Source organism: Teredinibacter waterburyi, assembly GCF_001922985.1.
GTDB lineage: Bacteria > Pseudomonadota > Gammaproteobacteria > Pseudomonadales > Cellvibrionaceae > Teredinibacter > Teredinibacter waterburyi.
The window spans coordinates 137392-160338 of record NZ_MRUH01000007.1 but is presented as its reverse complement, the minus strand read 5'-3'; the positions used below and the strand labels follow the sequence as shown (position 1 = coordinate 160338).

Genomic DNA, 22947 nt, shown 5'->3' with positions numbered 1-22947 from the left:
GGGGGGGCCTTTTTTTGAGCCTAACCGTACCAGTATTTCTACCGCACGGCTTTAGTCAATATTATCTACCGAGGTAGTTCATCAACCAATCCATTGCTGGGCGCTTCTGGCCGTTGCTTTGGATAAGGCCGGTGCCATCACGCCAAGTAGAGCCCACTACGTAACCCCAAAGCGTAATACCGTACACATTCGGGTGATCATAGAACAGTGGGAAGTGTCGCTGCATGTACTCTAACTGAGTTTGGTCGTTAGTGGCTTCGATGTCGTACTCAGAAATATACAACGGCACGCCTAAGGTAGAAATCAGGTCTAACTTGTCCTGAATTTGTTGTGCAGTCCAATTCTGTGGATCGTACAAGCTGTGTGCCTGTAGACCAAGTGCATCAACTACACCCGCCTGAACGGCTGGACGAATCAAGTCCATAATTTCATTGGTGTTCCAAGTCATGAAGTTATAGTCGTTGTAGATAAGGATAGTGTTCGGACAGTACTGTCGAGCCAACTGGAATGACTTGATGATCCAGTCATTACCAAACGCACTCTGTGCATAAGCCGCAGGTGCGTGACCAGAAACAGCCTCGTTCACCACATCCATCATCTGAGTATCGGGATAACGCTCACAGTAATCGCGAATCCACTCTTCGATTTCGGCCGCTTGCTCAGAGGCACTTAAACCGCCGATCCAACCTGGCTGCTGACTGCCCCAAACCATGGTGTGGGCTTTTACTGGAATACCGTTCGCGCGAGCGTAATCGTATATAGCGTCTAGAGGCCCCCAGTTATACTGATCGCGAGTACCTTCTACAGAGCCCCACTTACCTTCGTTTTCTGGCGTGATCTGATCCCAGTATTGCGAGAAATCGGATCGAACGCTGCCGTTAGTGGTGATGTTACCCACGAAGAAAGGTGGGTAGTTACGGCTGCCGCCTGAAGACGAACTGCTAGAACTTGAAGATGAAGAACTGCTAGAGCTTGAGCTACTGGAACTAGACGACGATGAACTGCTACCGGTAAATGGATTACCAAAGCCGATAGAACCATCGCAATGCAGCATTTCGGAGTAGGAGCCACCGCCACATTCACCATCGTAGGCGCCTGTGTTGTCTTGCTGATCTTCCGCTTGATAGGTTACGCCGTTAACAATCACGTAGTCCACTTGCACATCAAGGTCGCCAGAATCATTGGTAAAGGCAACGCGAAGTTCGCCAGTTGAATTGGTGTTTACGGTGTAGTTCATCATGCTGGTAGTTAAGGTCCAGCTCTGAATGGTCTGACCCGCAATTTGAAGGCTTACATTTTCTTCACCAACGGTGCCGCTCATACGAACAGTAATGCTATTGCTACCACCGCTAGAACTAGAAGATGAGCTGCTAGACGACGAGGAAGAGCTACTGCTAGAAGAAGACGAAGAGCTGCTGCTCGACGATGAACTGCTAGAAGAAGATGAACTACTTGAAGAAGAGCTACTGCTAGAACCGCTACAACTGCTTACAACACCGCCATTACCGCTTTGGCTTTCGCATGTGGTGCGACCAATACAGCTTTGACCATTCTCATAACCCCAGCCGGAGCTTTGGTTCTGACAAAGTGGGCGTGGATCATCTTGATACCACTTACAGCTCTCAGTACAAGTGCCACCGCTGGTAGAGCTAGAGGAGGTAGATGAGGAGCTGGTTGTTGAAGATGCACTACTAGATGAGGTAGATGACGAACTAGTGCTTGACGACGAGCTACTACTAGACGAGCTCGATGAGCTGCTAGAGCTTCCGCTACAGTCACCTATTGGACCACCACCACCACCTTGGCTGCTACAAGTTTGGCTGCCTATACAGCTAGCGCTGCTTTCCCAACCCCAACCGGTTGTTTGGTTTTGGCACATAGGATATGTAGCACCGTACCAATTACATTGGCAAGCGCTCTGAGCTTGCGCCTGCGCGACAAAAAAGAGTGGCGACAAAAATGCCACCGCGAAACTTAGCCGTAGAAATTTACTAAATGGGATATTATTCATTATTAGCCCCGTTTTTATTAAAGAAAAAGCGACTACGTACAACTAAAGTATTAATCGTTAGCCACGTCGAAATAAAACCCCTGCGACAATAGAGATCAGCAGACTTATTGTCCATATAAATATAAGTGATTCAGCTGAATTTTTGAACTGGCTCGACCATTACGGCATCTATTTTCGCCTCTTCATTTATAAGGCGCCATGACGGCTTCCCCATTAGATAAGCCACAATATTGTCCCGTTACGACTAAACCCTGCGCACCCAATTCCACTACGCCGCTACACAAAAAACCTGAAGTAAGTGATGGATTCACAAGGGGCGCAAAACGCAATAGATATTCCGCCACCGAGCGCTCAATTCAAGCGACATCGAATCACTTGTGTTCGATTTCGTACGCGCCAATACTTCTAGCACTCGGTTGCAAGCCTCTGATACTTCACTATGCTTCAGACTGGATGGTTTAACTTTGGAGCAATTGTGGCACATCGGATTCGAAAGCTATCTCACGCGCCAATTATACTCGCGCTATTAAGCTCGTACACCAGTGCACTTGAAGACGTAAAACTCTCGGGGTTTGCTCGCCTAGTCGGCGGCCACCTAGATACTAAAGCGGCAGAATTCAAAGGTTATGACGACGGCTGGAGCATCCAACCCTCAAGCCTAATCGGGCTGCAAGTAGATGCCGATATTAACCCTGAAATATCTCTAACCGCGCAATTGATTGGCCACGCCGACGACAATAAAGACAGCGGCATCGAATGGCTATATGTGACCTGGCGTCCACTCGACCAACTCACCATAAAAGCAGGGCAACTCCGCACCCCATTCTTTACCCTTAGCGAAGTTAGAGACATCGGTTTTGCCTACCCTTGGGTAGCACCACCACAGCAGGTTTATAACGGCTATTTGTTCGATACCTATGACGGCATCAACCTTACTTGGGGGTATGCAGGCAAAGGCTTTGATGCGTCGCTAGAACTTTGGGGAGGACGCTACGACGGCGCCTACGACGACGGCTTCGGCGACATAGAATATTCTGTAAGCCAATTGGCTGGTGCCATCGGCCGAATCAACTACCGTAATTTCGAATTTCGCGCATCACGCTATCGCGGCGAAGTAGATTTAAAAATCCCCAGCCTAGACCAGTTCGCAGGAATACTAAGTCAATACGGCTTCAGCGAAAGTGCAGCTAGCTTAAATACAGAGGGCGCTGTAGATGTTAATCAACTCGGAATTGTCTACGACAACCTCAGCTACTTTGTGCGTGCAGAATGGGTAGACATTACGCCAGAAATGACGATGATTCCCGGCCTCGAAAGCGGTTATCTCTCGGCGGGCTATAACTTTACACCAGCCACACTACATTTAACTTTTGCCAATAGCCGTCCAAAAATATCATCACCAGAACAGGAAATTCCGCTTGGGGTAGCACCAGCATTAGATGCTTTGAACCAACAATACACGGGTATTTTCGCAACAATGCTACGTGATGATCTACAAAGTATCACCCTAGGATGTCGATGGGATGTGAGCGCCAGCCTTGCGTTAAAAGCAGAGTGGAGCATTCTTAAGGGCAAAGCCGGATCAAATTCTTTCTATACCCTTCCCGCCGACGATTTCGACCGCAAAGCGAATCTGTATTTACTTGGCGCGGAGTGGAATTTCTAATGGGACACACCACTCTAGTAAAAAAAATCCACCGAGCAATTAAGCACTGCATTAAATATTTAATTATTGCTGCACCACTCATCAGCCTTAATCTAGACGGTAGAGACTTCATTGTCGTCGCCAACCTAACCGAAAACACCGTCGAACTAAGCATGCGCGACCTTCGCCCTATTTACATGGGCGGAACACTTAGTCGTTCAATCCATGCCGTAAATCTACCCGCTGGCGCGCCACTGCGAATTTCATTTAACACGCGAATACTCGGGCTTACCGAGGCCCGAGTTCAGTCTTACTGGGCACAATTAAAATTCACTGGCCGCAGTAAACCGCCATTAGAACTGGACACCTTTGAAGAAATTATTAACTACGTTAGTACTAATGAAAACACCGTTGCTTATCTACCCGCGGGCTACCCTCTACCCGATTCGGTCGCGATTATTTACCCATAAAGCAATTATTCAATTTCGCGATATATTTTTTCAGCGAGAACCTTAGCTTTCGGTAATTCATCCAAAACCAAAGGCCTAGCAAATAGGTAGCCTTGCATTTGATCACAGCCAAAGTCCCGCAAGTACTTAACTTCAGCATTTATTTCCACGCCTTCGCTACAGGTTTTAAGACCAAGTCGACGCGCCAACTCCAAGATAGTCTGTAGAATAGCGGAATCTCTAGTGGAGTTGGCTAAACTGGATATAAACATTCGGTCAATTTTTATTGTATCTATTTGGATCCGAGTCAAGTAACTCAGAGAGGAATAACCTGTACCAAAGTCATCTAAAGCGATAGAACCACCGAGATTATGAATCTCAGTAAAAAATTCATTTGCTCGATCAAAATTTTGCAAATAACTAGATTCTGTTATTTCAAACTGCAACATGCCAATATCAACACCATACTGTTCAACAAGTCTTTTAATCTGTGTAATTAAATTTTGATTACGCAAGTCATAACTCGACACATTAAGCGACACCACACCACCACCACCTAAAATATCTTTCAGTTTTGAAAGATCTTTAAATACCTGCTCAACTACCCATATCGTTATAATTTCTATCTTTCCGCTTTGTTCAGCAATTGGAATAAACTCATCCGGAGGCACAAATCCAAATTCTGCGCTATTCCACCTTAACAGGGCCTCGGCACCATTAACCTCACCAGAGGCTGAAATCTTCAACTGATATTGCAAAAAAAATTCATCGCGTGTTATAGCTTGGTCTATCGCCCTAGCTATCTTGACGCGCCTATGAACCTGCTCAAGCATATCGTCGCGAAATTCCGTATAGGTACTTTTTCCGTTTTCTTTTGATAGGTACATTGCGACGTCGGCATTCGCGATAATCTTAGTGATATCAAATCCAGCGTCACTCGCCATCGCAATTCCAATACTGATACCCGACCTAACTTCCCAGTCGCCAATTTTTAAATCCGTCCTCATTTTATTGATCATATTTTTCGCGACGGTAACAGCGGTTTCTCTATCGCAAAAATCGCGAATCATAATTAAGAACTCATCGCCACCAAGACGCCCCAATATATCCCGCCCACTGAGACACGACTCAACCACCTTGGCTACGCCAATTAATAGCTGATCTCCAGCATCGTGCCCAAAGGTATCGTTAACGCCCTTCAAACCATCTACATCAAAAAATATAATAGCCAGATCGGTATTGCTCTCGCGTCGAGCAACAAGCTCTTCTCGCAGCAAGTTCATAAAATGGGAGCGATTCGGCAAACCCGTGAGCAAATCATACTTAGCCATATAGGTTATAGAATTTTGCTGCTCCAGCAACTTCTGATGCTGAACATTATTTGTTCTTATCTGGGTTTGAATCGCACCAAGCATGCTATTGATACCATGCCCAACACGCGACACCTCGTCCCTACCAGACCACTCTACACGCAAATCATAATCGTGTGTTCTCTCAACTTTTCGTGTAAATATTGCCAGCTGAGACAACGGCGCGAGCAATCTAAAATACATCACCCATACCGCCAAATTAGCGAGCAACAGGGTAACTAAAACGTAAGGGAATACATTGCCGAAAAATATATTTCGGCTTTCATACAAAGGCTGATTGTAATCTTGTACAACCAATAGATAGCCTACGGTTTCTTGAGGGTCTCCTATACGTGTAACGCCGGTTAAACCTGCGTCAGTTATAGAGATAGATAGAGGTAATTCAGAAGGGTGTATGGATGTTAATTCGGGAGAAAAATTAGCGCTCTCAAGATACGAAGGGTGAACATATTGAGATACAATTTCCCACCGATAATTAAATACAGTCGCAAATTTAATATGCTTAAAGCGATCAAAACTTAACAGTTTTGTCGTTATCAAAAACTCGTCGTTTTCGAGCGACATAATCTGTAGAAGATCATCCCCCATATTTGAAGAAATCGCTTCTAGGTTTTGCTCAACCGCTTTACGATAGAGCGCGCGATGCTCATTTACAGAAAACAAAAAAACTAAACAGGCGCATACTGAGATGGACAAAATAGTAATTGCGAACAATTTTGACCGAATACTGTAAAACATTGACTCGACCTTCTACCAACGCATAGAGAAGCCGCGTTGCGCCAGTTTTCTGACGCAAAGGCAATTCGCCCCAAGCTTCCGCACCAACACACCTAAGTGTAGCTTAAACCGACTTAGATACGGCATTGGTTGATCGGCAATCTGTGGTTATCTAGTCGAGATCAAAAAATCATAAGAAAACTTTTAGGGGTACACATAAAACAGAAAGGCGAAATAATGAAATGCACTGCCAGCGAGCACGAATATGTGCCAAATAACATGGTGATAGGGCATCTTCTTACGAATATAAAATACTACACCCAGCGTGTAGCAAAGACCGCCGGCAAATAAAAGACCCAACCCACCATCGGGAATTATTGCGGCTAGTGGCCTTGCCGCAATAATAATCAACCAGCCCATAATTAAATACAGTGCAATTGCGGTTTTACGATAACTCTTTTTAGCGAATATCTCCACGTAAAGACCAGTGAGCGCTAAACTCCATATCACCGCAAAAATAGCCCAGCCATAATTGTGGCGAAGGCTAACCAAGGTGAGCGGCGTATAGCTCCCCGCAATCATCACATAGATTATGGCGTGATCTAACTTGCGCAGGTAAAGCTTCTTGGTGCCTTGCCGACTAGCGTGATAAAGCGTTGAACTAAGGTAGAGCAGTATCAAACTAATGCCATATACCAAAGCGCTTACTAAATGCCAACTATCACCATAGGCCAGCGCACGCTGAAGCAAAACCAACGTACCAATAACACTAAAAACAACCCCTGCTCCGTGGCTAAGTGCATGTAGAAATTCTTCTCGCGAACTGTAACTCGTAACTGTCATAAATATTGGCGCTCGATTGCAAAGCAAAAGTCAGGATAAAACTACTATACAGTAAGGTGTATGACAGCTCTAACACTTAGCAATCGCCAATTTAACGCTTAATAACCTTGGGTTTTTAGTGGCTTCTAAAACTGCCAAGCTACTCCAATAACAAGCTCTCGTCCGCGACTGGGAACCGGATAAGTTAAAAACGCGCCGTTAGGAGGGGTTTCAATTTTATTATTGAGAATATTTTTACCCTTCAAATAGATTTGCCAATTAGTAGTTGGTCGATATTGAACTTTAGCAAATACATTAGAACTAGCGCCTAATTCACGTAGACTATTATCCGGCAAGAGCATGTCACTCTTTCCGCGGTAGGTTATGCCGACGTTCCCATTCCAATCTTGGTGCTGATAATTAAGCGACGCGGACGCAGTATTACTCGCTTCTCTATAAGTAGTGCTAAGCGTCTCATACTGACGCGTTAATGCTACATTCAACATTAATCGCATCCCAACCTCGTGAGAAAACTCTAGCTCGACACCTTTGCTTTGCTCCCGATTAGGCGAATTAATAAAGGTTACAGCAGCGTCAGACACGACAGCTAAACCAATAGATTTATCAAATTTATTGATATAGCCCGATGCAGACACCTGAGTTTGACGCCAACGCCCTAACCAAATCAATTCTAAGGTTTTGACCGTCTCCGCGGCTAAATTTGAATTACCCGAAATACTTGAGCTAGGCGCTAAATTTAATTCCTCTTCCGACGGTGCGCGGAACGCCTCACCATATAATAGCTTTAATGTTTGCGATTTATTTATAGGCTTTACCAAGCCGACACGCGGGCTAATTTTAGAACCAATTCCGGAATAGCTATCGTGCCGAAGGCCGAGTGTTAATTCACCATCACCCAACACTTCTGCTCGCAGCTGGGTATAGGCACCAACAATATCTCGCCTCGAACCGAACTGGGTTACTCGACTAGCCGCAAAGTTAGGTCCATACCACTCAATCGGAAACTCAGATGTTAAAAACGCATTCAAATTGTAGTTGTATGCGGTGCTATAGCTGGGCACATCGAGCTTGCGATATTCCCAACCAAACTGCAATTCTGTACGATTAGAAATTCGCCAATCGTTAGCTTGATTAACGCGAAGCTCATTAAAACCTTTGGCGCTGGTTTTGGTAATTAGCGGTTCGTTGCTAGCAGGGGAACTTATTGAGGCAAGGACACCCGCACCCGTAGCTTGACTAACTACTTCAATTTCAGACCAGCTATAACTCAATCTAAGCGTTGAATTTATATCGAACCAACTAAAATTTTGGATTGCTGCAGCCGATGTAGTTTTAGCAGTAGAATAATTTACGTCTTGGCCCGCGCCAGTAAAGCTTATAAAATTTTCGCCGTGGTATTGCTGCTGCTGTAACGTCAAAGATGTATCCCGCCATGTTACTTTTAGATTTGCGCCGTGCTGATTGTGCGGGTCGGTAATACGCTCTTGACCGCGATCCGAAACATCGAAACTATCACCGTCATCTCGCTTAAGATTCGCCAGAAAATCCACACTCAAATCTGAACGGCTATAATTAAGCGCAAGCTCAGTACCCAGAGTGCCGTTATCACCTGCAATCACTTCTAAGCTGTTGGTATTGCGCAAGGTCACAATATTTATCACGCCCATTAGCGCGTTCGAACCATATAACGCTGAACCCGGGCCACGAATAAATTCTACACGCTCAATTTGGCTAAGGTTGAATTGGGGGAAGGCCGTTGAGCTACCGCTAGTGCGCGCGTCGTTTAAACGCTGGCCGTCAACCAATACCAGCACCTCGGCACTGGCGATGCCGATACGACGTCCGCGCGCCGAAAATGGGTAATCAATAGGAGTGGACGATGAGCGATATGATTGAAAGCCAGGAACAAAATTCATCAACTCTGCAAGCGAATCAACCGCCATAGTATCGAGCTGCTGTCGCGTAAAAACAGTTACAGAGCTCGGCACCTGCTCCATTGACGCCTCGGATAGCGTTGCTCCACTGACCTTTACAGTCAGTAGCTCTTCAAGAGACATCTTAAAAATATCATTTTGTCTAGGTTGCGCGCCAAAAGCTGGCACCGCGAGAGCCCAATAGATGGCTAACGCACCTACAAGTGATCGTCCAATTACCATATCGAACCTTTACCTTCCTGTGCGGTGGTAAAGCCATATCGGCGCCACCCATTTCAGACTGCCAGAACTTTGCTAAATCTCGCCTCCCCCATAATACTCGAAGTCGTTTTGTAATTGTTTCGACTTACGTCAATGTCCGCGTGAAAACCTATATCACTTTTGCGGGTTATCGCCAGATTTATTACTTTGTGCGCCACTACTGTCGCTTTTTATCCCTATTTTTACGGACATTTATTTTTGATTAAACTGTAGTTCACATAAGCGCAGGTACAACGGCGAGCTTCGTAGCAGTTCGGCGTGAGTTCCCTCTGCGACGATTACACCATCATCCAAAACAATAATTCTATCGGCGTGCATTACGGTCGCCAAACGGTGCGCAATAATTAAGGTGGTGCGTTGCCGCATCAATTCTATCAATGCTGCTTGCACATGCTGTTCACTCTCAGCATCTAGCGCGCTGGTCGCTTCGTCAAGCAAAAGAATTGCTGGATCTTTTAGTATGGCACGGGCGATTGCAATACGTTGTTTTTGCCCGCCAGATAACCGTACGCCCTTCTCGCCAAGATAGCTCTGGTAGCCCTCTGGCAACTGCTCGATAAAATCATGAGCATGTGCTTTAATCGCTGCCGCGGTTACTTCACTGTCGCTCGCATCTGTCTTACCGTAACGAATATTATGGGCAACATCGGCACTAAACAACACGGGCTGCTGCGGCACTAAGCCAACATGCTGGCGCGCTTCCTGTAATTGCAAACTGTGGAGCGGGCTACCAAATAGATTTACCTGGCCTGTCGTTGGGTCGTAAAACCGTTCTAACAATTCAAACACTGTTGTCTTCCCCGCGCCAGAAGGCCCAACCAACGCAATGGTTTCGCCGGGTTTTACTCGCAGGTTAATATTTTTTAATGCGAAGCGATCTCGACGGGATGGATAAGAAAAACTCGCGTTGACAAATTCCAGCGCGTATTCAGCATCGGTTAAGTTTGGACTAGTGAAATTTTTCGGCGTTTCAATTTCTGCACTAACACCCAGTAACTCAAGAAGCCGCTCCGCTGCTCCGGCCGCACGCTGCACCTCGCCATAGACTTCCGAAAGAGTGCCTAATGATGTCGCAACCATAATTGCGTAGAACACAAACGCACCTAGCTCGCCCGCCGTTATATTGCCGCGCAACACATCTGTACCACCTACCCACAGCATCATTGTAATAGCAATGAAAACTAAAATTATTACCGCAGCAATTAAGCTTGCGCGCTGAAGAATACGCTTTTTGGCTATTTCAAATGCGGTATTTACCTCTTTCGCAAAGGCTAAGCGCTCCTCCTGCTCTCGGGTATAGCTTTGCACGACTTTTATGTTGTTAATAATTTCTCCGGCATAGGTACCAACACCGGCAACGCTATCCTGACTTTTACGCGATAAACTTCGTACCTTGCGGCCAAACAGCAACATCGGCAAAAGCACAAACGGAATTCCGCTCAAGACGATTAAACTTAGTTTTACATTGGTAATAAAAAGCATAATTAAGCCGCCCACTAAAGTAAGTGAGCTGCGCAGCGCCAATGAAAATGACGATCCCACAATAGATTGCAAAAGGGTCGTGTCGGTTGTTAATCGGCTCATAATTTCGCCGCTAACATTTTCTTCAAAGTAACTTGGATGCAAACTTAACAACCGATTAAACACAGCTTCCCGAATATCGGCGCTGACTTTCTCCCCGAGCCAGCTCATCAGATAGAAACGCATAAAGGTTCCGCAGGCCATAGCAAAAATCAATACGGACACAATGCCTAGCGCCGCAGCCAACTGTGCTTCCGACTGGGCGACAAACCCTTCATCGATGACCAGCTTTACCGCCTGACCAATCGATAAGCTAATTGCCGCTACAAAGACTAAAGCCGCAACAGCGGCCAATGCAGTTATTTTGTAGGGTTTTACAAAGCGGAATATGGGAATCAACGTTGGAATAGCTTTTTCACGTTTTTCTTTCTTATGCTCGGCTCCGGTCTGCTCGGTCGCGGTATCCTTCCGTACTTTTGCTTCGGTCATAATTGGTGGGTTCCATGCTATTTAGTAAGGTATCTACTGATGATACCGCGGTTAAACTCTGGCCATACTAGTTATACCTAGGGCCTCATTTGAGCACTGAAAATCGCACCATAACAGACATAGGTGAACCATTATCGCGCGCAGCGCTGTATTCTTCTGAAATTACATTCGCTACATCTCTATCCTTCTCGATCTATTCGCTCATTTTTCGCTCATTTTGTCGGGCTTTAAACACCTTACAGTAGTGGTATGCACCTTGCTTGAGCAAAGCTAATGATCTTGTAAATAATTTGGGCAATTAAATCTTCATGAAAGAATTTGATCTTGTAGTAATTGGCAGTGGGCCGGCTGGCCAACGAGCCGCTATTCAAGCCTGTAAGCTTGGCAAGCGCGCGGCCATAGTTGAGAAAAACACCCGCGTCGGCGGTGTTTCAGTTCACACCGGCACCATCCCTAGTAAGACTGTACGCGAAGCGGTGCTCTATTTAAGCGGCTGGCGCCAGCGCGGTTTTTACGGAATGAATCATCGCGAGCGCACCAAGATTACTCCTGACGACGTTCTCGAGCGAGTAAAGCTAACCCTCAGCCATCAAGTCGAAGTGATGAGCGATCAACTTTGTCGAAACGGCGTAGAAGTGATCGGCGGTGCGGCATCCTTTGTCGATAAGAACACCTTGGCGATAAAGACTAACGGTGGCGAATTAGAACACATTAAGGCCCACAATATTTTGGTTGCCGTGGGCACACGCCCTTATCGCCCAAGCGAAGTTCCCTTTAACGGCAGCACCGTTCTCGACAGCGACGAGATTTTAAGCTTCAACAAAATGCCGCGCTCGTTAACCGTTATTGGCGGAGGGGTTATTGGCATTGAGTACGCTACAATTTTCGCAGCGCTCGACGTAAAGGTGACCTTGGTAGAAGAGCGCGCACGGGTACTAAGCTTTCTCGACAGTGAAATCATCGATGAATTTCAACACCAAATGCGCGACCAAGGTGTCGTTTTACGCCTCGAAGAAACGGTAAAAACAATCGAGACCGATGCTGACAATAGAGTTATTACCACCCTCAACAGCGGTAAAAAAATTCAAACCGACATGTTGCTGTTCGCCGCCGGCCGTGCCGGATCGACAGACTCATTAAACTTGCCGGCCGCAGGTTTGGCGGCAGATTCGCGCGGCCGTTTAACGGTAAACGAATTTTTTCAAACCCAAGTGCCGCATATCTATGCCGCCGGCGACGTTATCGGGTTTCCCAGCTTGGCAGCAACTTCAATGGTGCAGGGCCGACTTTCCGCCTGCCATATGTTTAATCATGAATTTCGCAATAAGCTCGAGTACTTCCCTTACGGCATCTATTCTGTACCCGAGATTAGCATGGTCGGCGCAACCGAGCAGGAATTAACTCAGCAAGGCATCGCCTACGAAACCGGCGTGGTGCGATTTCGCGAAGTCGCGCGCGGTCAAATTCTCGGCTTACAACAGGGCATGCTGAAAATGCTGTTTGCGGTGGATGATTTTCGTTTGCTTGGCGTACATGTGATGGGGGAAGGGGCAACTGAGCTTATTCATATCGGCCAAGCGGTTATAACTTTGGGTGGAACCTTAGATTACTTTGTCGACTCTGCATTCAATTACCCTACTCTGGCTGAAGCCTATAAAGTGGCCGCTCTCAACGCCTGGAATAAGATGAAGCCTTACCGCAAAGCGATTCCCCCTAACGTTGTACCTATTAGCAATGATGCGCTGAAAGAATACAGTGACAGCTAGAATTACTTAGCTAATTGGTAGTGTACAACTAACACACAAACCACCGCGCGGTTGATTTTCAATTAGCAATTGACCGCGGTGTTTGTGTAGCGCCTTTTCGGCAATGCTCAAGCCCAAACCAAAACCCTGCGTGTGCATTTGATTGCCCGCGCGATAAAAGGGTTGGGTTAGCCGAACGATATCATCGGCGTCAACGCCTTCGCCATAGTCTTTAATACACACCGTTACGCTATCTTCTCGCTGTCTTAGGGTAATATCGACTTTCTTTTCTGCTGGCGTATATTTACAGGCATTTCGCACGATATTCTCCAACGCGCTTTGGAGCGTTTTCTGATATGCGGGCACAACTACACTTTCTTGTTTTAAATCTAGCTCGATTTCTTTTTCGGGGTATTCAAGCTGAATAGTCTTTTTCACCTCCGCCACCAGCGACACTAGATCGACATCCGTTTTTGATTCGTTGGTCTTATTCAAACGAGAATAATCGAGAATCTGCTGTATCAAACTATCGATACGCGCGCATTCTCCATGTATTCGCGATGTATAGGTGCTGTCCGACAACTGCTCTTCTACCAATCCCACCGACGCCTGCAAGCGTGCCAAGGGCGCACGCAGTTCATGGGACACATGGTGTAACAATTGCTGTTGCGCTTGTAAAGTCGCATTAACATGACTTGTCATATACGCCATATCCGTGGCGAGGTCGCCAAGTTCATCGCGCCGCTGCAGAAGTTTTTTGTCGACCGCTACCAAAGTATTCCCCTGCGCATAGTCACGACTGTAGCGCCCGAGTTTTTTCAATGGCCGACTAATACTCCAACTCAATACGGCGCTCACGATGCTGGACACAATCAAAATAATCACCAGCTGCACCGAGGTAAAACGTCGCAGAGCGTGTTTAAAGAATAGCGGAACGGGAGGCTTAACAGAAACCACCTGATATTCATTGCCAGCGTTACTCAATAAATTTAACGACTGCACATCGTCTTGCGGTAAATTACGGTTCGGCCAGCCGAATATTTGCTTACCTTGGTCGTCGAAAATTGTCATACGTATTTTCGGTGCATGACCAAAATTGTCGGCAATAGACGTTAATGAAGACGACGAATCGCCAGCATCTGGTGGATGATTCGTTGCGCGATTAAATCGTTGGCGCAACTCCCGCTCGAGTAAGCGCGGATGCATAACTTCACCCCGCTCATAACGCTCAATGATATTGCTAGATATTTGCTTTACCAACCCCGTATAGTTTTCTGTAAAGTCAGCCCGCTCGATTTTTTCGGTAATCACGTAGGTCGTTGCCAGCATTATAAAAATACTCGACAACCAAAAGGATAGAAAAATTCGCCAAAAAAGTCGGTGGAAACCAAATCCGCGCACGCGATTTTCACTTGTTGTCGCTTTCATCGGCTTTACTTTAGTCACCGTGACCATCCGTGGTCAGCAGTTGATAGCCCTGACCTCGCACTGATTTAATTATGCCGTCCACACCTTGCATACTTAACTTCTGCCGCAACCGACTAATATGAACGTCGATACTGCGATCGTAAGCTTCAAGCTTTCGCTGCAGTACTTGCTCAGTTAGCTCCTGCTTAGAAATTGTCTGCCCCGCTTGTTGCATCAATAATTGCAAGGTATGAAACTCTGCGCCGGTTAAATTCAGGTCTACGCCATTTACATTTGCGGAGAGCAAACCAGGGCTAACGCTAATGCCATGTAATCTTAGCTCGTCCGCCGGCACAGGACGGCTAACCTCGGGCGACGCATTCGCCCTGCGCAGTACCGCTCTGATTCTAGCGAGCAGCTCACGTGGGTTGCAGGGTTTGGTGAGGTAGTCATCCGCGCCCATCTCGAGCCCAACGATACGATCTATATCATCGCCTCGCCCCGTCAACATAATTACCGGGACGGTATTCGCGGGGCGCAACTTCTGTAGTACATCGAGCCCTGTTATACCCGGCATCATGATATCGAGCACGACCGCTGCGTAGCGGCTATCAGCTTCGAGCACCGTCAAGGCGTCCACTCCCGAATGAGCACAATCAACATCTAGTTGCTGTAAACGCAGATAATCGCCTAGCAGCTCACACAGCTCTTGGTCGTCGTCGACAAGCAGTATTTTGGTGGCAACAGTATTCATATGACGAGTCTACTTGAGTCATTTTTATCATCGTAAATCTTTACCTAACTTTACACTGACTTAACCCTACTTAGCGACCAGGCAGAGCATAATCTGCTCAACGGATGAGGCGATTGCTTTCATCATATTGGTTGGCACTAAGCGTACCAATCAACCCTCAACTTAGGAGCTAATATTATGAACAAGTTATTCCCCACAACACTTTTGGCTATAGCGCTCACAACTTCTGCCGCGGCGAGTTTTGCTGGGCGAGGTGATTGCTTTGGTGACGGCGGACCAAGCCGAGGCATGCAAACGCCTATGTTAGAGAGAATTCTAACCCTAACCGACGAGCAAAAAAGTGCCATCGCCGATATTAACGCAACCTATGCGACGGATGGAAACCCGCGCGCTTGGCTTGGCGATCAAATGCGAGATTTGGACCCACAAGCAGTAGATTACCAACAGCAGGTAGATCAACTTGCCGAGCAAGCTGCCGAAAATGCACGTGAGCGCGTATTACAGCGCGCAGAAGTTCACGCGCAAATTCAAGCGGTCTTAACCGAGGAACAACGCCTACAACTAAAAGACTTTAAAGCGTCAAATAGAGTCGGCAATGGCGGCGGCTGGCGCAGATAGAAGCTTTATCGAGTGTTCTTCATTCGCATAACAGAAGGCCACCAAAACTCGTTTTGGTGGCCTTTTTTCGCATGGTTTGGTAGGCAGTTACAACAACAGCTAGTAGCGGTAACGACTTAGATCCGAGACGAGCTTCTTCTCGGCTACAGCAACATCATTTGCGTCGCTGTTCATTTGTAAAATCTCATTGGCGAGATATTCCGAGCCACTTAACACGTTGCTCATTTTTTCGTTTACCTCGTGACTAAGTTCACGCTGCTGCTCAGCCGAGGTTGCCACTAAAGCTATGCGGCTACTTATCGATTGAATTTTGCTGGCTATAAGGTTGTAGGAGTCGGCGCTCGCTTCGGTCAGCTTTATCGCCTCTTTAACCATACTTTGGCCACGCTGTGTCCCCAAAAATGACTCTTCTGTTTTTTGCTGAAGCTCACCGATAATACGTTCTATTTCAAGAGTTGAGTCCTGAGTTCGCTGCGCCAAGGTACGCACCTCGTCGGCAACAACCGCAAAACCACGACCGGTCTCGCCTGCCCGCGCAGCCTCAATTGCCGCATTTAACGCCAGCAAATTTGTTTGTGCGGCGATATTTTTAATAACATCAAGTACGCCTGCAATGGTTTCACTAGAGGCTCTTAATTCATTTGAGGTCGTTGCATTTGAATCCAATTCAATTACTAAATCACTTACAAGCTTCAAATTTTTCTCTACGTCTTGCTTTCGTTCAGTCGCTACCTGCAACGTTTCTTCGCAATCGGCTGCGGTATCCTCGGTGCTTTTAACAATGCCATCTATCGAGCTTTGCAGGCTGGAAAGTAGTGAAATAGAATTCTGAGTAATATTGCGCTGCTCCAATGTATTGTCGCTCGTTTTTTTACTCACACCGCCAAATTTCTCTACCCACTCACCAACTTGATCGATGCTCTTTTGGGTTTCTCGAAATGTCGACGAGACGACCTCTAACAGTTTATTAAAGCTTAACGCTAACTCGCCAATTTCGTCTTCACGATCCGTGGGCGCGCGAACTGCGAGATTGAATGTACCGTTACTGTTAATTCCGGATATCGTTTTGGTTACTATCGAAAGTGGCCGAAGTACTACTTGCTGGATCAACAACACCAAACATACCGACAGTACGATTAGCGTAATGATCATATTGATTACCGTTTCAATAATGCTATACACCAATGCATTGGTGACGCCGTCATCGCTATAGCTAACACTAATCTTGCCGATTTCTTTGCCGCTATTGTAAGTCACAGGGAAGCTAAGTGAGCGGTAGACAGAATGATCATTTTTTGCGGTTACCATACGTCGATCTTTTTGATCGAAGACGGTGATCGCACTGATAGTATTACCCGTTACATAGGAATCGACAATTTTCTGCAGCACTGGCAGATCATAGGAGAAGATAGGATCTTTCATAATGACTTCTAGTTGATCATTTAGATCCGATATTTCATTCTCTAGTTCCTTGTATTCTTGAGTACTAAGATAGAGATAGGAAGCGATTGAGGTTACGCCTAGAACTATGGTTACGGTTGCCAATACAACCACCAACACTTTAGTTGTTATAGATTTCACTTTTGCCCTCTACTTGTATAAGTTTTTACGTTTAGATCACTTGGGTCCAACCACAATTCATTTCTTTCAAGCGGCGTTTTATCACTCAAAAATGGATTAGCTAATTTGATAACGCGACGGTTTTTAATATCAGAGTTTTTGAGAGCCATTTGAGTTTCTTCATCAGCAAAGAAGATCTCGTCAAAACTTCCGTCGGCGATCATGAGTTCTAATTGCTCGGTTAGATGTTTCGCTAACGCTTGATTATTTTTATTGACGAAAAAATAGAAGGGCGCTTTGTACCAAAGCAGTAATGATTTATCGATAACAAGATTTAGATTCGCTTCCCTCTGAACCTCTAACCAGGGCTCTTGAATAGCCCGAGGAAAATAGTCAAACCTTTCGGCTTCTAGCATTCTAAAAAGGTTGCTGTACTTCAACTCTTTAACAACTGGCAGCCCATTATTTTCTAGAATCTGGGTGTCGGCCCAAAACTTTCCCTGACCAGCAGTAAACCGCTTTAAGTCACCAAGTGATTTTACATCTTCGAATAGGTACGCGTTTTCTCGTTTCACTATGGCTAGGCGCATGCCGAACAGACCGCGATACAAGGGAATATAGATTGCCTGAAAATTCTTTTCATAATCTGGGCTCGACAGCGCCCAAAAAATATCTAAGTCATTATTCTCTACGTCCTTGATAACTGTACTTAGAGGTATTGAATCAATCTCACCATAGGGAAATGTTGGCTGGTATTTATTGCCGCGGCGCAGCAATTCGACGATCAATCGATCCGCCAATTTCTCTTCACCGCTTTCTTTAGGTATTCGAACTTGCTCACCCCTTACGCATACGCTAACGCACGCAATGCATGTAAAGGCCGCAACATATTTAACGTATAGAAAAAAATTGGCGAAGTAACATTTTAGGGGGTTCATCTGAGTTTCCCGTACTCTATTGCCAATACATGCGTACGGCTTAGATCTTCGGCTGACTAACTACGCCAGAACTAATGCGAAGTTTGATCTTGTGGTATTAAACAAAGACGCGAACACCAACAGCATATATAGAACCATGCCATTTCACGTAGACTCGATAATGAGTATAGACACATGCAATTTTAGCTGCCGAATTTGTCGGCAAAATAATTGTTTAAAACGGGAATTTAAAACCGGTAGGTAACGCCAATGGCGCCAAAATCACTAGAAGCAGGCTGATTTTTATAGCTTTTCGTTGCGCGCGCGCCAGAGTAGATAAACGCCCATCGCCCCAAATTGAATGATACCCCGTAGCTAAATTGGAGCTGTTCATGAATTAGAGGTACACCGTGGCTACTCTTAACGCTATTGCCTTCGATAAAAATATCGTTAAAAACATAACGCCCCAATACCTCAACAAAAACTAACCAACGTCGTTCGCCAACGCCAGCAATTGGGTTTACCTCTCGCCCCGGCAAATCCGTCGCTGTATGCACAGTTTCGGCTAGATGGTTACCCCAGCGAAACCCGGCACCGGCGCCGATGTCACTGCGCAGGTTGCCAACACCACCATGAGCGCTACCAATAAATTCAATACCCAGTCCACCTGTTAACGAGCGCTGCCACAATTTTTCGGAATGAGCGAACTCAAGTCTAACCACGGGCTCGTCGTTAAGTTGATGGGCCCAACCACGCGGATTGGTTCCACTGGTAAGTTTGTGAATTAATTTTTGGGACTCTTCTGCCTTAGCGCTAGGCCCAACCACACCAAGATGGAGCGCTATTCGATCTGTAGTGTCGGTATCAACGGCGTAAAAATTCGCTCGCCAAAGTAACGCACCAGAATAAGGCTGCTGCTGGCTTAACAGGTCTTCCGATTCAATATCCTCAGGGGTATTAATGACTTGGCCAAACAGGTAGCTGATCGCGCGCTTGCGATTATCTAGGCGGCTTAAATAGCTAAGCTTAACCAAGGGTAATAGCCATGCTGGCGTATTGTCTTGATCAAATTCGTCAAAAGTCCCCTTACCTAATGCTATGCCAAAACCGTTGGTATAACCGCCGTCCTCCTGAAAGAACACGTCGTTTTCAAATACCACGCTTAGGTATTCCGTAGCAGGCCTATCATCACCTCTTGCTCCCGCTTCGCTAAATAGTGATACGGCAACAACAAAAGTGATGAGTGAACTTAGCCATATACTCCAAGCAGGTGAACTCTTAGGCCGGAATGAGTTCTTAGTAGCCATTCGCTATGGTTTTCCTTAGCTTCAATTTTTGAGATTTTTAGGGTTAATACCATGAGTACAAACGACCGCCCATTTCCAATCGTAACCTTACTGTTACTTGGCGTTTGCCTCGTAGCCGCTCTACTCGCGTATTTTTTGCTTTCTCGAGATCAGAATTCTAACACTGAGGCGGTCAAATCTATTTCACAACAGGTTCCCATCCCTACCCCTGTAGTGATGCCAACAACGGTTAACAAGTCATCGGAAGTACTTGCTGTCATCACTGCAGAAGCTCAAACCACACCTGAACCTACACCAACTCCGCTTCCCAAGCTTAACGATAGCGACGTAGTTCTGAGGAATGAGATTACGTCATTAAATTTGTTGGGCGCGCTCGCGGGAAAGCTAACACCCGATGAGATTATCCGAAAGTCGGTGCGTGCTATTTATAATCTCAGCAAGGGAAATGTTGTTCAGCAGTATCGGCCCTTAGAGGGCCCCGCTAAACAATTTAATGCAGTTGCAACCGGGAAATCCACGCCCATTGCATCGTCAGAGGTTATTGGTGAATTTATAGAAACGCCAACGTACCAAATGGGCGCAGCTAATTTTCAGCGCTACCAACCCTATGTCGAACTGATCAATAGGGCGCCGCTCGATTCTGCTGTTCAGCTTTATCGTGCCTATTACCCTCTGTTACAACAAGCCTACGAGGAGTTAGGGGAAGGGCCTTCCGATTTTAACCAAGTCGTAATAGACACTTTAACCAATTTACTAGCAACACCAGAGCCTAAGCAGGAACCGATATTAATTCGTACATCGGTACTCTATAAATACTTGGATCCCGCGTTGGAACGACTACCCAACAGTCAAAAATTGATGCTGCGTCTCGGTACCGAAAATCGCGCTAGCGTTAAGTTGAAGTTAAAGGAATTAAAAAGTTTATTAGAACGAACAGAGGATAAGAGAAAGGGTTGATCTTTGTTACATAAAAAAGCCCGCTTAATACCGCGGGCCTTTACTAGCTTTAATGATTATAGATTCGTCTTTAGCAAGCCGTGAAATAGCGCTAAAAAATATCGAGAAATTGGGGCAAGTTACCAAGGTTACGGCTAGCGTTTTAATTATCAAAAGTCCGCTAGGCAATAAGCTTAAACTAACTGTTTTCCCATGGTAAATTTTCTAACATCTCTCGGCGACTTGTAATCATTTCTTCATAGGTTTGTACGGTAGAGAAATCTAACAACTCATCACGCAAGCGCAAACGCTCTAACTGACGCTCTAAACACGTTATTTCACGAATGAGCTGTTGCCGCATCAAGGTAGTGTTGTTATACGGCGCATTGATACCGTGTAGCTGATGTGCCCTGTTCATATGCCTCTTCCATTCGTTGTTAGGTTGACTGCCCTTTGTAAGTCTTATGTTACAACTCTAGGGTAAGACGCTAGGTTGATGTAAAACGATAGGCCTGATTCTATTTCCAGCTTTTTTCTTATTATGTTGCCGGTCGGTTAAGAATAGCTAAATATCAGAGTGATTGAAGCAAAGATGGTTCATAAAACGGCCAAAAGATAAATCTGACGCCACTTTTTTCTTATATCGAGATAGGGTTCTAATATCAGTCGCGTTTTAGTAAGTATTCACTTTCGCTGCATCACGCGCCACACCTGAGCTTAAAGCAGGTGACTTCATAAGCCCAGAGTCGTCCCCCTAATTCGGCTTGTAATCACCTTTTAGATAAGCACGAGCCAAATACAGCGCCGCAATACTTCTCGCCTCGGTTAGTTCGCCACTTGCAACGAGGTTATCGATGTCCGATAGCGAGCAGGGTACAACGTCAAGCGGCTCGGGTTCGTCACCCTCAGCCGTCTCGGGGTACAGGCCTTGGGCAATTATTATATTGGTATGGTGCTGCATATAGCTGGGAGATTGGCTCACCCGTTTTAGTAGCTTTAGTTCACGAGCACCGTGGCCAACCTCTTCCATCAGCTCGCGGTTAGCCGCGTGTAAAATATCTTCCCCAGATTCGACCCGGCCCTTTGGCAATCCAATTTCATAGCCCTCAATACCTACACCGTATTCGCGAATTAACAGCACCGTATCTTCATCAAGTATAGGCACTATAAGTACCGCGCCACTGCCGCCCGATGCTAAACGCTCATATATTCGTTCTTCGCCGTTACTAAAACGTAACGACAGCTCCTCAATGCGGAATAGGCGGCTACGCGCGACCATCTTGCAATTGAGTATTTCGGGTTTAACCGGCATAGTGGATTACCTAGATAAATGAGAACTGCATTATAACAATGATTAACTGGAACCAAATCGAGACAGTGTTATTGGATATGGACGGCACCTTGCTCGACCTCCACTTCGATAACTATTTTTGGCTTACTCATCTACCCATGCGCTATGCAGACGCGAAAGGCATCTCGCTGGAAGAGTCCGAGCGCTTTTTGGGTGAGCGCATCGAATCCTACCGAGGTACGCTACAGTGGTATTGTTTAGATCACTGGTCTGAACTGGTCGAAATGGATATTCCACTACTTAAACGCGAAATTCTCCACAAGATTCAAATACGCCCCTACGCGGAAGAGTTTCTAAAAACACTACGCCACATTGGTAAAAAGGTTGTACTTATCACCAACTCTCACCCAAAAGGGTTACAGCTGAAATTGGATGTGACAGAAATTGACCGCTGGCTGGACTTGGTAATCTCGTCTCACGAGTTCAGCCTACCAAAAGAAGATATCGCTTTTTGGCACAAATTGCAGGAAAAAGAACATTTCGACCCGAACACCACTTTATTTATAGACGACACCCCCAATATTCTCCGCAGCGCCAAAACCTTTGGTATTCAGCATCTGGTATGTATCACTCAACCCGATAGCCAACGTCGTGGTATTGCGTCTGGAGAATTTATCGACATCACCCATTTCGACGAGATAATGCCCCCTACGCACGTGCAGCCGTAGAGCGCCACTTAAATCCAATATCCCAGCTATTTAATCTTATGAACAAAGTTCGTATCGACAAGTGGCTCTGGGCGGCGCGGTTTTTTAAGACCCGCAGCCTAGCAAAGCAGGCCATCGACGGTGGAAAAATCCACCTGAATGGCGCTCGCGTGAAAGCTAGCAAAGATATCGAAGAAGGTATGACGCTACAGGTAAGACAGGGCTATGATGAACGCGAGGTGCTGATTTTAGCGCTGTCGGATCAACGTCGCGGTGCACCGGAAGCAGCTAAGCTTTATCAAGAAACACAAGCCAGCATAGAAAAACGCGCACTCTACGCAGCGCAACGCAAATCGCTTGGCGGCCAGAGTGCTCACACTGCCGGCAAGCCTAATCCGCGTGAGCGCCGCCTCATCAATCAATTTAAGCGCGATTTAAACGAATAGTTTCGTGCCGATCGACTCT

19 protein-coding genes are annotated in these 22947 nt (G+C 46.1%); 7 read left to right on the top strand and 12 right to left on the bottom strand.

What is annotated here, in order from left to right:
- Positions 1-61 precede the first annotated feature (61 nt).
- Positions 62-2011 carry an endo-1,4-beta-xylanase gene (locus tag IDZ20_RS00710; RefSeq protein WP_188149503.1) on the bottom strand — a complete coding sequence of 650 codons (1950 nt, stop codon included), beginning with the start codon at positions 2009-2011 and terminating at the stop codon, positions 62-64.
- 475 nt (positions 2012-2486) lie between these two features.
- Here IDZ20_RS00710 and IDZ20_RS00705 point away from each other — a divergent pair, with 475 nt between their 5' ends.
- Positions 2487-3677, top strand: coding sequence for a hypothetical protein (locus IDZ20_RS00705; RefSeq protein ID WP_188149502.1), 1191 nt, complete (start codon positions 2487-2489; stop codon positions 3675-3677).
- Positions 3677-4126, top strand: a complete 450-nt coding sequence (locus IDZ20_RS00700; RefSeq protein ID WP_188149501.1) for a hypothetical protein — start codon at positions 3677-3679, stop codon at positions 4124-4126. Before IDZ20_RS00705 ends, IDZ20_RS00700 begins: the two co-directional genes overlap by 1 nt.
- A gap of 5 nt (positions 4127-4131) precedes the next feature.
- On the opposite strand, the gene IDZ20_RS00695 is transcribed toward IDZ20_RS00700, so the two are convergent.
- The 4 genes from IDZ20_RS00695 to IDZ20_RS00680 all read right to left on the bottom strand — a co-directional run bounded on the left by IDZ20_RS00695 (position 4132) and on the right by IDZ20_RS00680 (position 11240).
- Positions 4132-6138 (bottom strand): EAL domain-containing protein, encoded by a 2007-nt coding sequence (locus IDZ20_RS00695; protein WP_223144880.1) that lies wholly within the window; start codon positions 6136-6138, stop codon positions 4132-4134.
- Positions 6139-6396: 258 nt separating this feature from the next.
- Entirely contained in the window at positions 6397-7035 is a 639-nt protein-coding gene (trhA, locus tag IDZ20_RS00690) for a PAQR family membrane homeostasis protein TrhA (RefSeq protein WP_188149499.1), read from the bottom strand.
- 125 nt (positions 7036-7160) lie between these two features.
- Positions 7161-9191, bottom strand: coding sequence for a TonB-dependent receptor plug domain-containing protein (locus IDZ20_RS00685; protein WP_188149498.1), 2031 nt, complete (start codon positions 9189-9191; stop codon positions 7161-7163).
- A gap of 231 nt (positions 9192-9422) precedes the next feature.
- Positions 9423-11240 (bottom strand): ABC transporter transmembrane domain-containing protein, encoded by a 1818-nt coding sequence (locus tag IDZ20_RS00680; RefSeq protein ID WP_188149497.1) that lies wholly within the window; start codon positions 11238-11240, stop codon positions 9423-9425.
- Between the two features lie 308 nt (positions 11241-11548).
- Between IDZ20_RS00680 and sthA the strand changes: the two genes are divergently transcribed.
- A complete protein-coding gene (gene sthA, locus IDZ20_RS00675) occupies positions 11549-13006 on the top strand; it encodes a Si-specific NAD(P)(+) transhydrogenase (RefSeq protein ID WP_188149496.1) in 1458 nt (485 codons plus the stop codon).
- Between the two features lie 6 nt (positions 13007-13012).
- Here the strand turns inward: sthA and IDZ20_RS00670 are convergent, their stop codons facing one another.
- A complete protein-coding gene (locus IDZ20_RS00670; RefSeq protein ID WP_188149495.1) occupies positions 13013-14431 on the bottom strand; it encodes a sensor histidine kinase in 1419 nt (472 codons plus the stop codon).
- A complete protein-coding gene (locus IDZ20_RS00665) occupies positions 14424-15146 on the bottom strand; it encodes a response regulator transcription factor (RefSeq protein WP_188149494.1) in 723 nt (240 codons plus the stop codon). The genes IDZ20_RS00670 and IDZ20_RS00665 overlap by 8 nt, the downstream gene beginning before the upstream one ends.
- A gap of 177 nt (positions 15147-15323) precedes the next feature.
- Between IDZ20_RS00665 and IDZ20_RS00660 the strand changes: the two genes are divergently transcribed.
- Complete coding sequence (locus tag IDZ20_RS00660) at positions 15324-15764, top strand: Spy/CpxP family protein refolding chaperone (protein ID WP_188149493.1); 441 nt, start codon at positions 15324-15326, stop codon at positions 15762-15764.
- A 99-nt stretch (positions 15765-15863) separates the two neighbouring features.
- On the opposite strand, the gene IDZ20_RS00655 is transcribed toward IDZ20_RS00660, so the two are convergent.
- The 3 genes from IDZ20_RS00655 to IDZ20_RS00645 all read right to left on the bottom strand — a co-directional run bounded on the left by IDZ20_RS00655 (position 15864) and on the right by IDZ20_RS00645 (position 19548).
- Positions 15864-17345 carry a methyl-accepting chemotaxis protein gene (locus IDZ20_RS00655; protein ID WP_188149492.1) on the bottom strand — a complete coding sequence of 494 codons (1482 nt, stop codon included), beginning with the start codon at positions 17343-17345 and terminating at the stop codon, positions 15864-15866.
- Positions 17342-18262, bottom strand: a complete 921-nt coding sequence (locus tag IDZ20_RS00650; RefSeq protein WP_188149491.1) for a type 2 periplasmic-binding domain-containing protein — start codon at positions 18260-18262, stop codon at positions 17342-17344. Before IDZ20_RS00650 ends, IDZ20_RS00655 begins: the two co-directional genes overlap by 4 nt.
- A 227-nt stretch (positions 18263-18489) precedes the next feature.
- Complete coding sequence (locus IDZ20_RS00645; protein WP_188149490.1) at positions 18490-19548, bottom strand: lipid A deacylase LpxR family protein; 1059 nt, start codon at positions 19546-19548, stop codon at positions 18490-18492.
- A gap of 51 nt (positions 19549-19599) precedes the next feature.
- On the opposite strand from IDZ20_RS00645, the gene IDZ20_RS00640 reads away from it, so the two are divergent.
- Positions 19600-20505 carry a DUF3014 domain-containing protein gene (locus IDZ20_RS00640; RefSeq protein ID WP_188149489.1) on the top strand — a complete coding sequence of 302 codons (906 nt, stop codon included), beginning with the start codon at positions 19600-19602 and terminating at the stop codon, positions 20503-20505.
- A gap of 178 nt (positions 20506-20683) precedes the next feature.
- Here the strand turns inward: IDZ20_RS00640 and IDZ20_RS00635 are convergent, their stop codons facing one another.
- Together IDZ20_RS00635 and nudE are read right to left on the bottom strand one after the other, a co-directional pair.
- The gene (locus IDZ20_RS00635) at positions 20684-20902 is read right to left on the bottom strand and encodes a hypothetical protein (protein ID WP_188149488.1); all 219 of its coding nucleotides are present in this window, start codon (positions 20900-20902) and stop codon (positions 20684-20686) included.
- Positions 20903-21238: 336 nt separating this feature from the next.
- A complete protein-coding gene (nudE, locus tag IDZ20_RS00630) occupies positions 21239-21796 on the bottom strand; it encodes an ADP compounds hydrolase NudE (protein WP_188149487.1) in 558 nt (185 codons plus the stop codon).
- Between the two features lie 38 nt (positions 21797-21834).
- Here nudE and yrfG point away from each other — a divergent pair, with 38 nt between their 5' ends.
- Positions 21835-22503, top strand: a complete 669-nt coding sequence (gene yrfG / locus IDZ20_RS00625; RefSeq protein ID WP_188149486.1) for a GMP/IMP nucleotidase — start codon at positions 21835-21837, stop codon at positions 22501-22503.
- Positions 22504-22541: 38 nt separating this feature from the next.
- Positions 22542-22928, top strand: coding sequence for an RNA-binding S4 domain-containing protein (locus IDZ20_RS00620; protein WP_188149485.1), 387 nt, complete (start codon positions 22542-22544; stop codon positions 22926-22928).
- Positions 22929-22947: the final 19 nt, after the last annotated feature.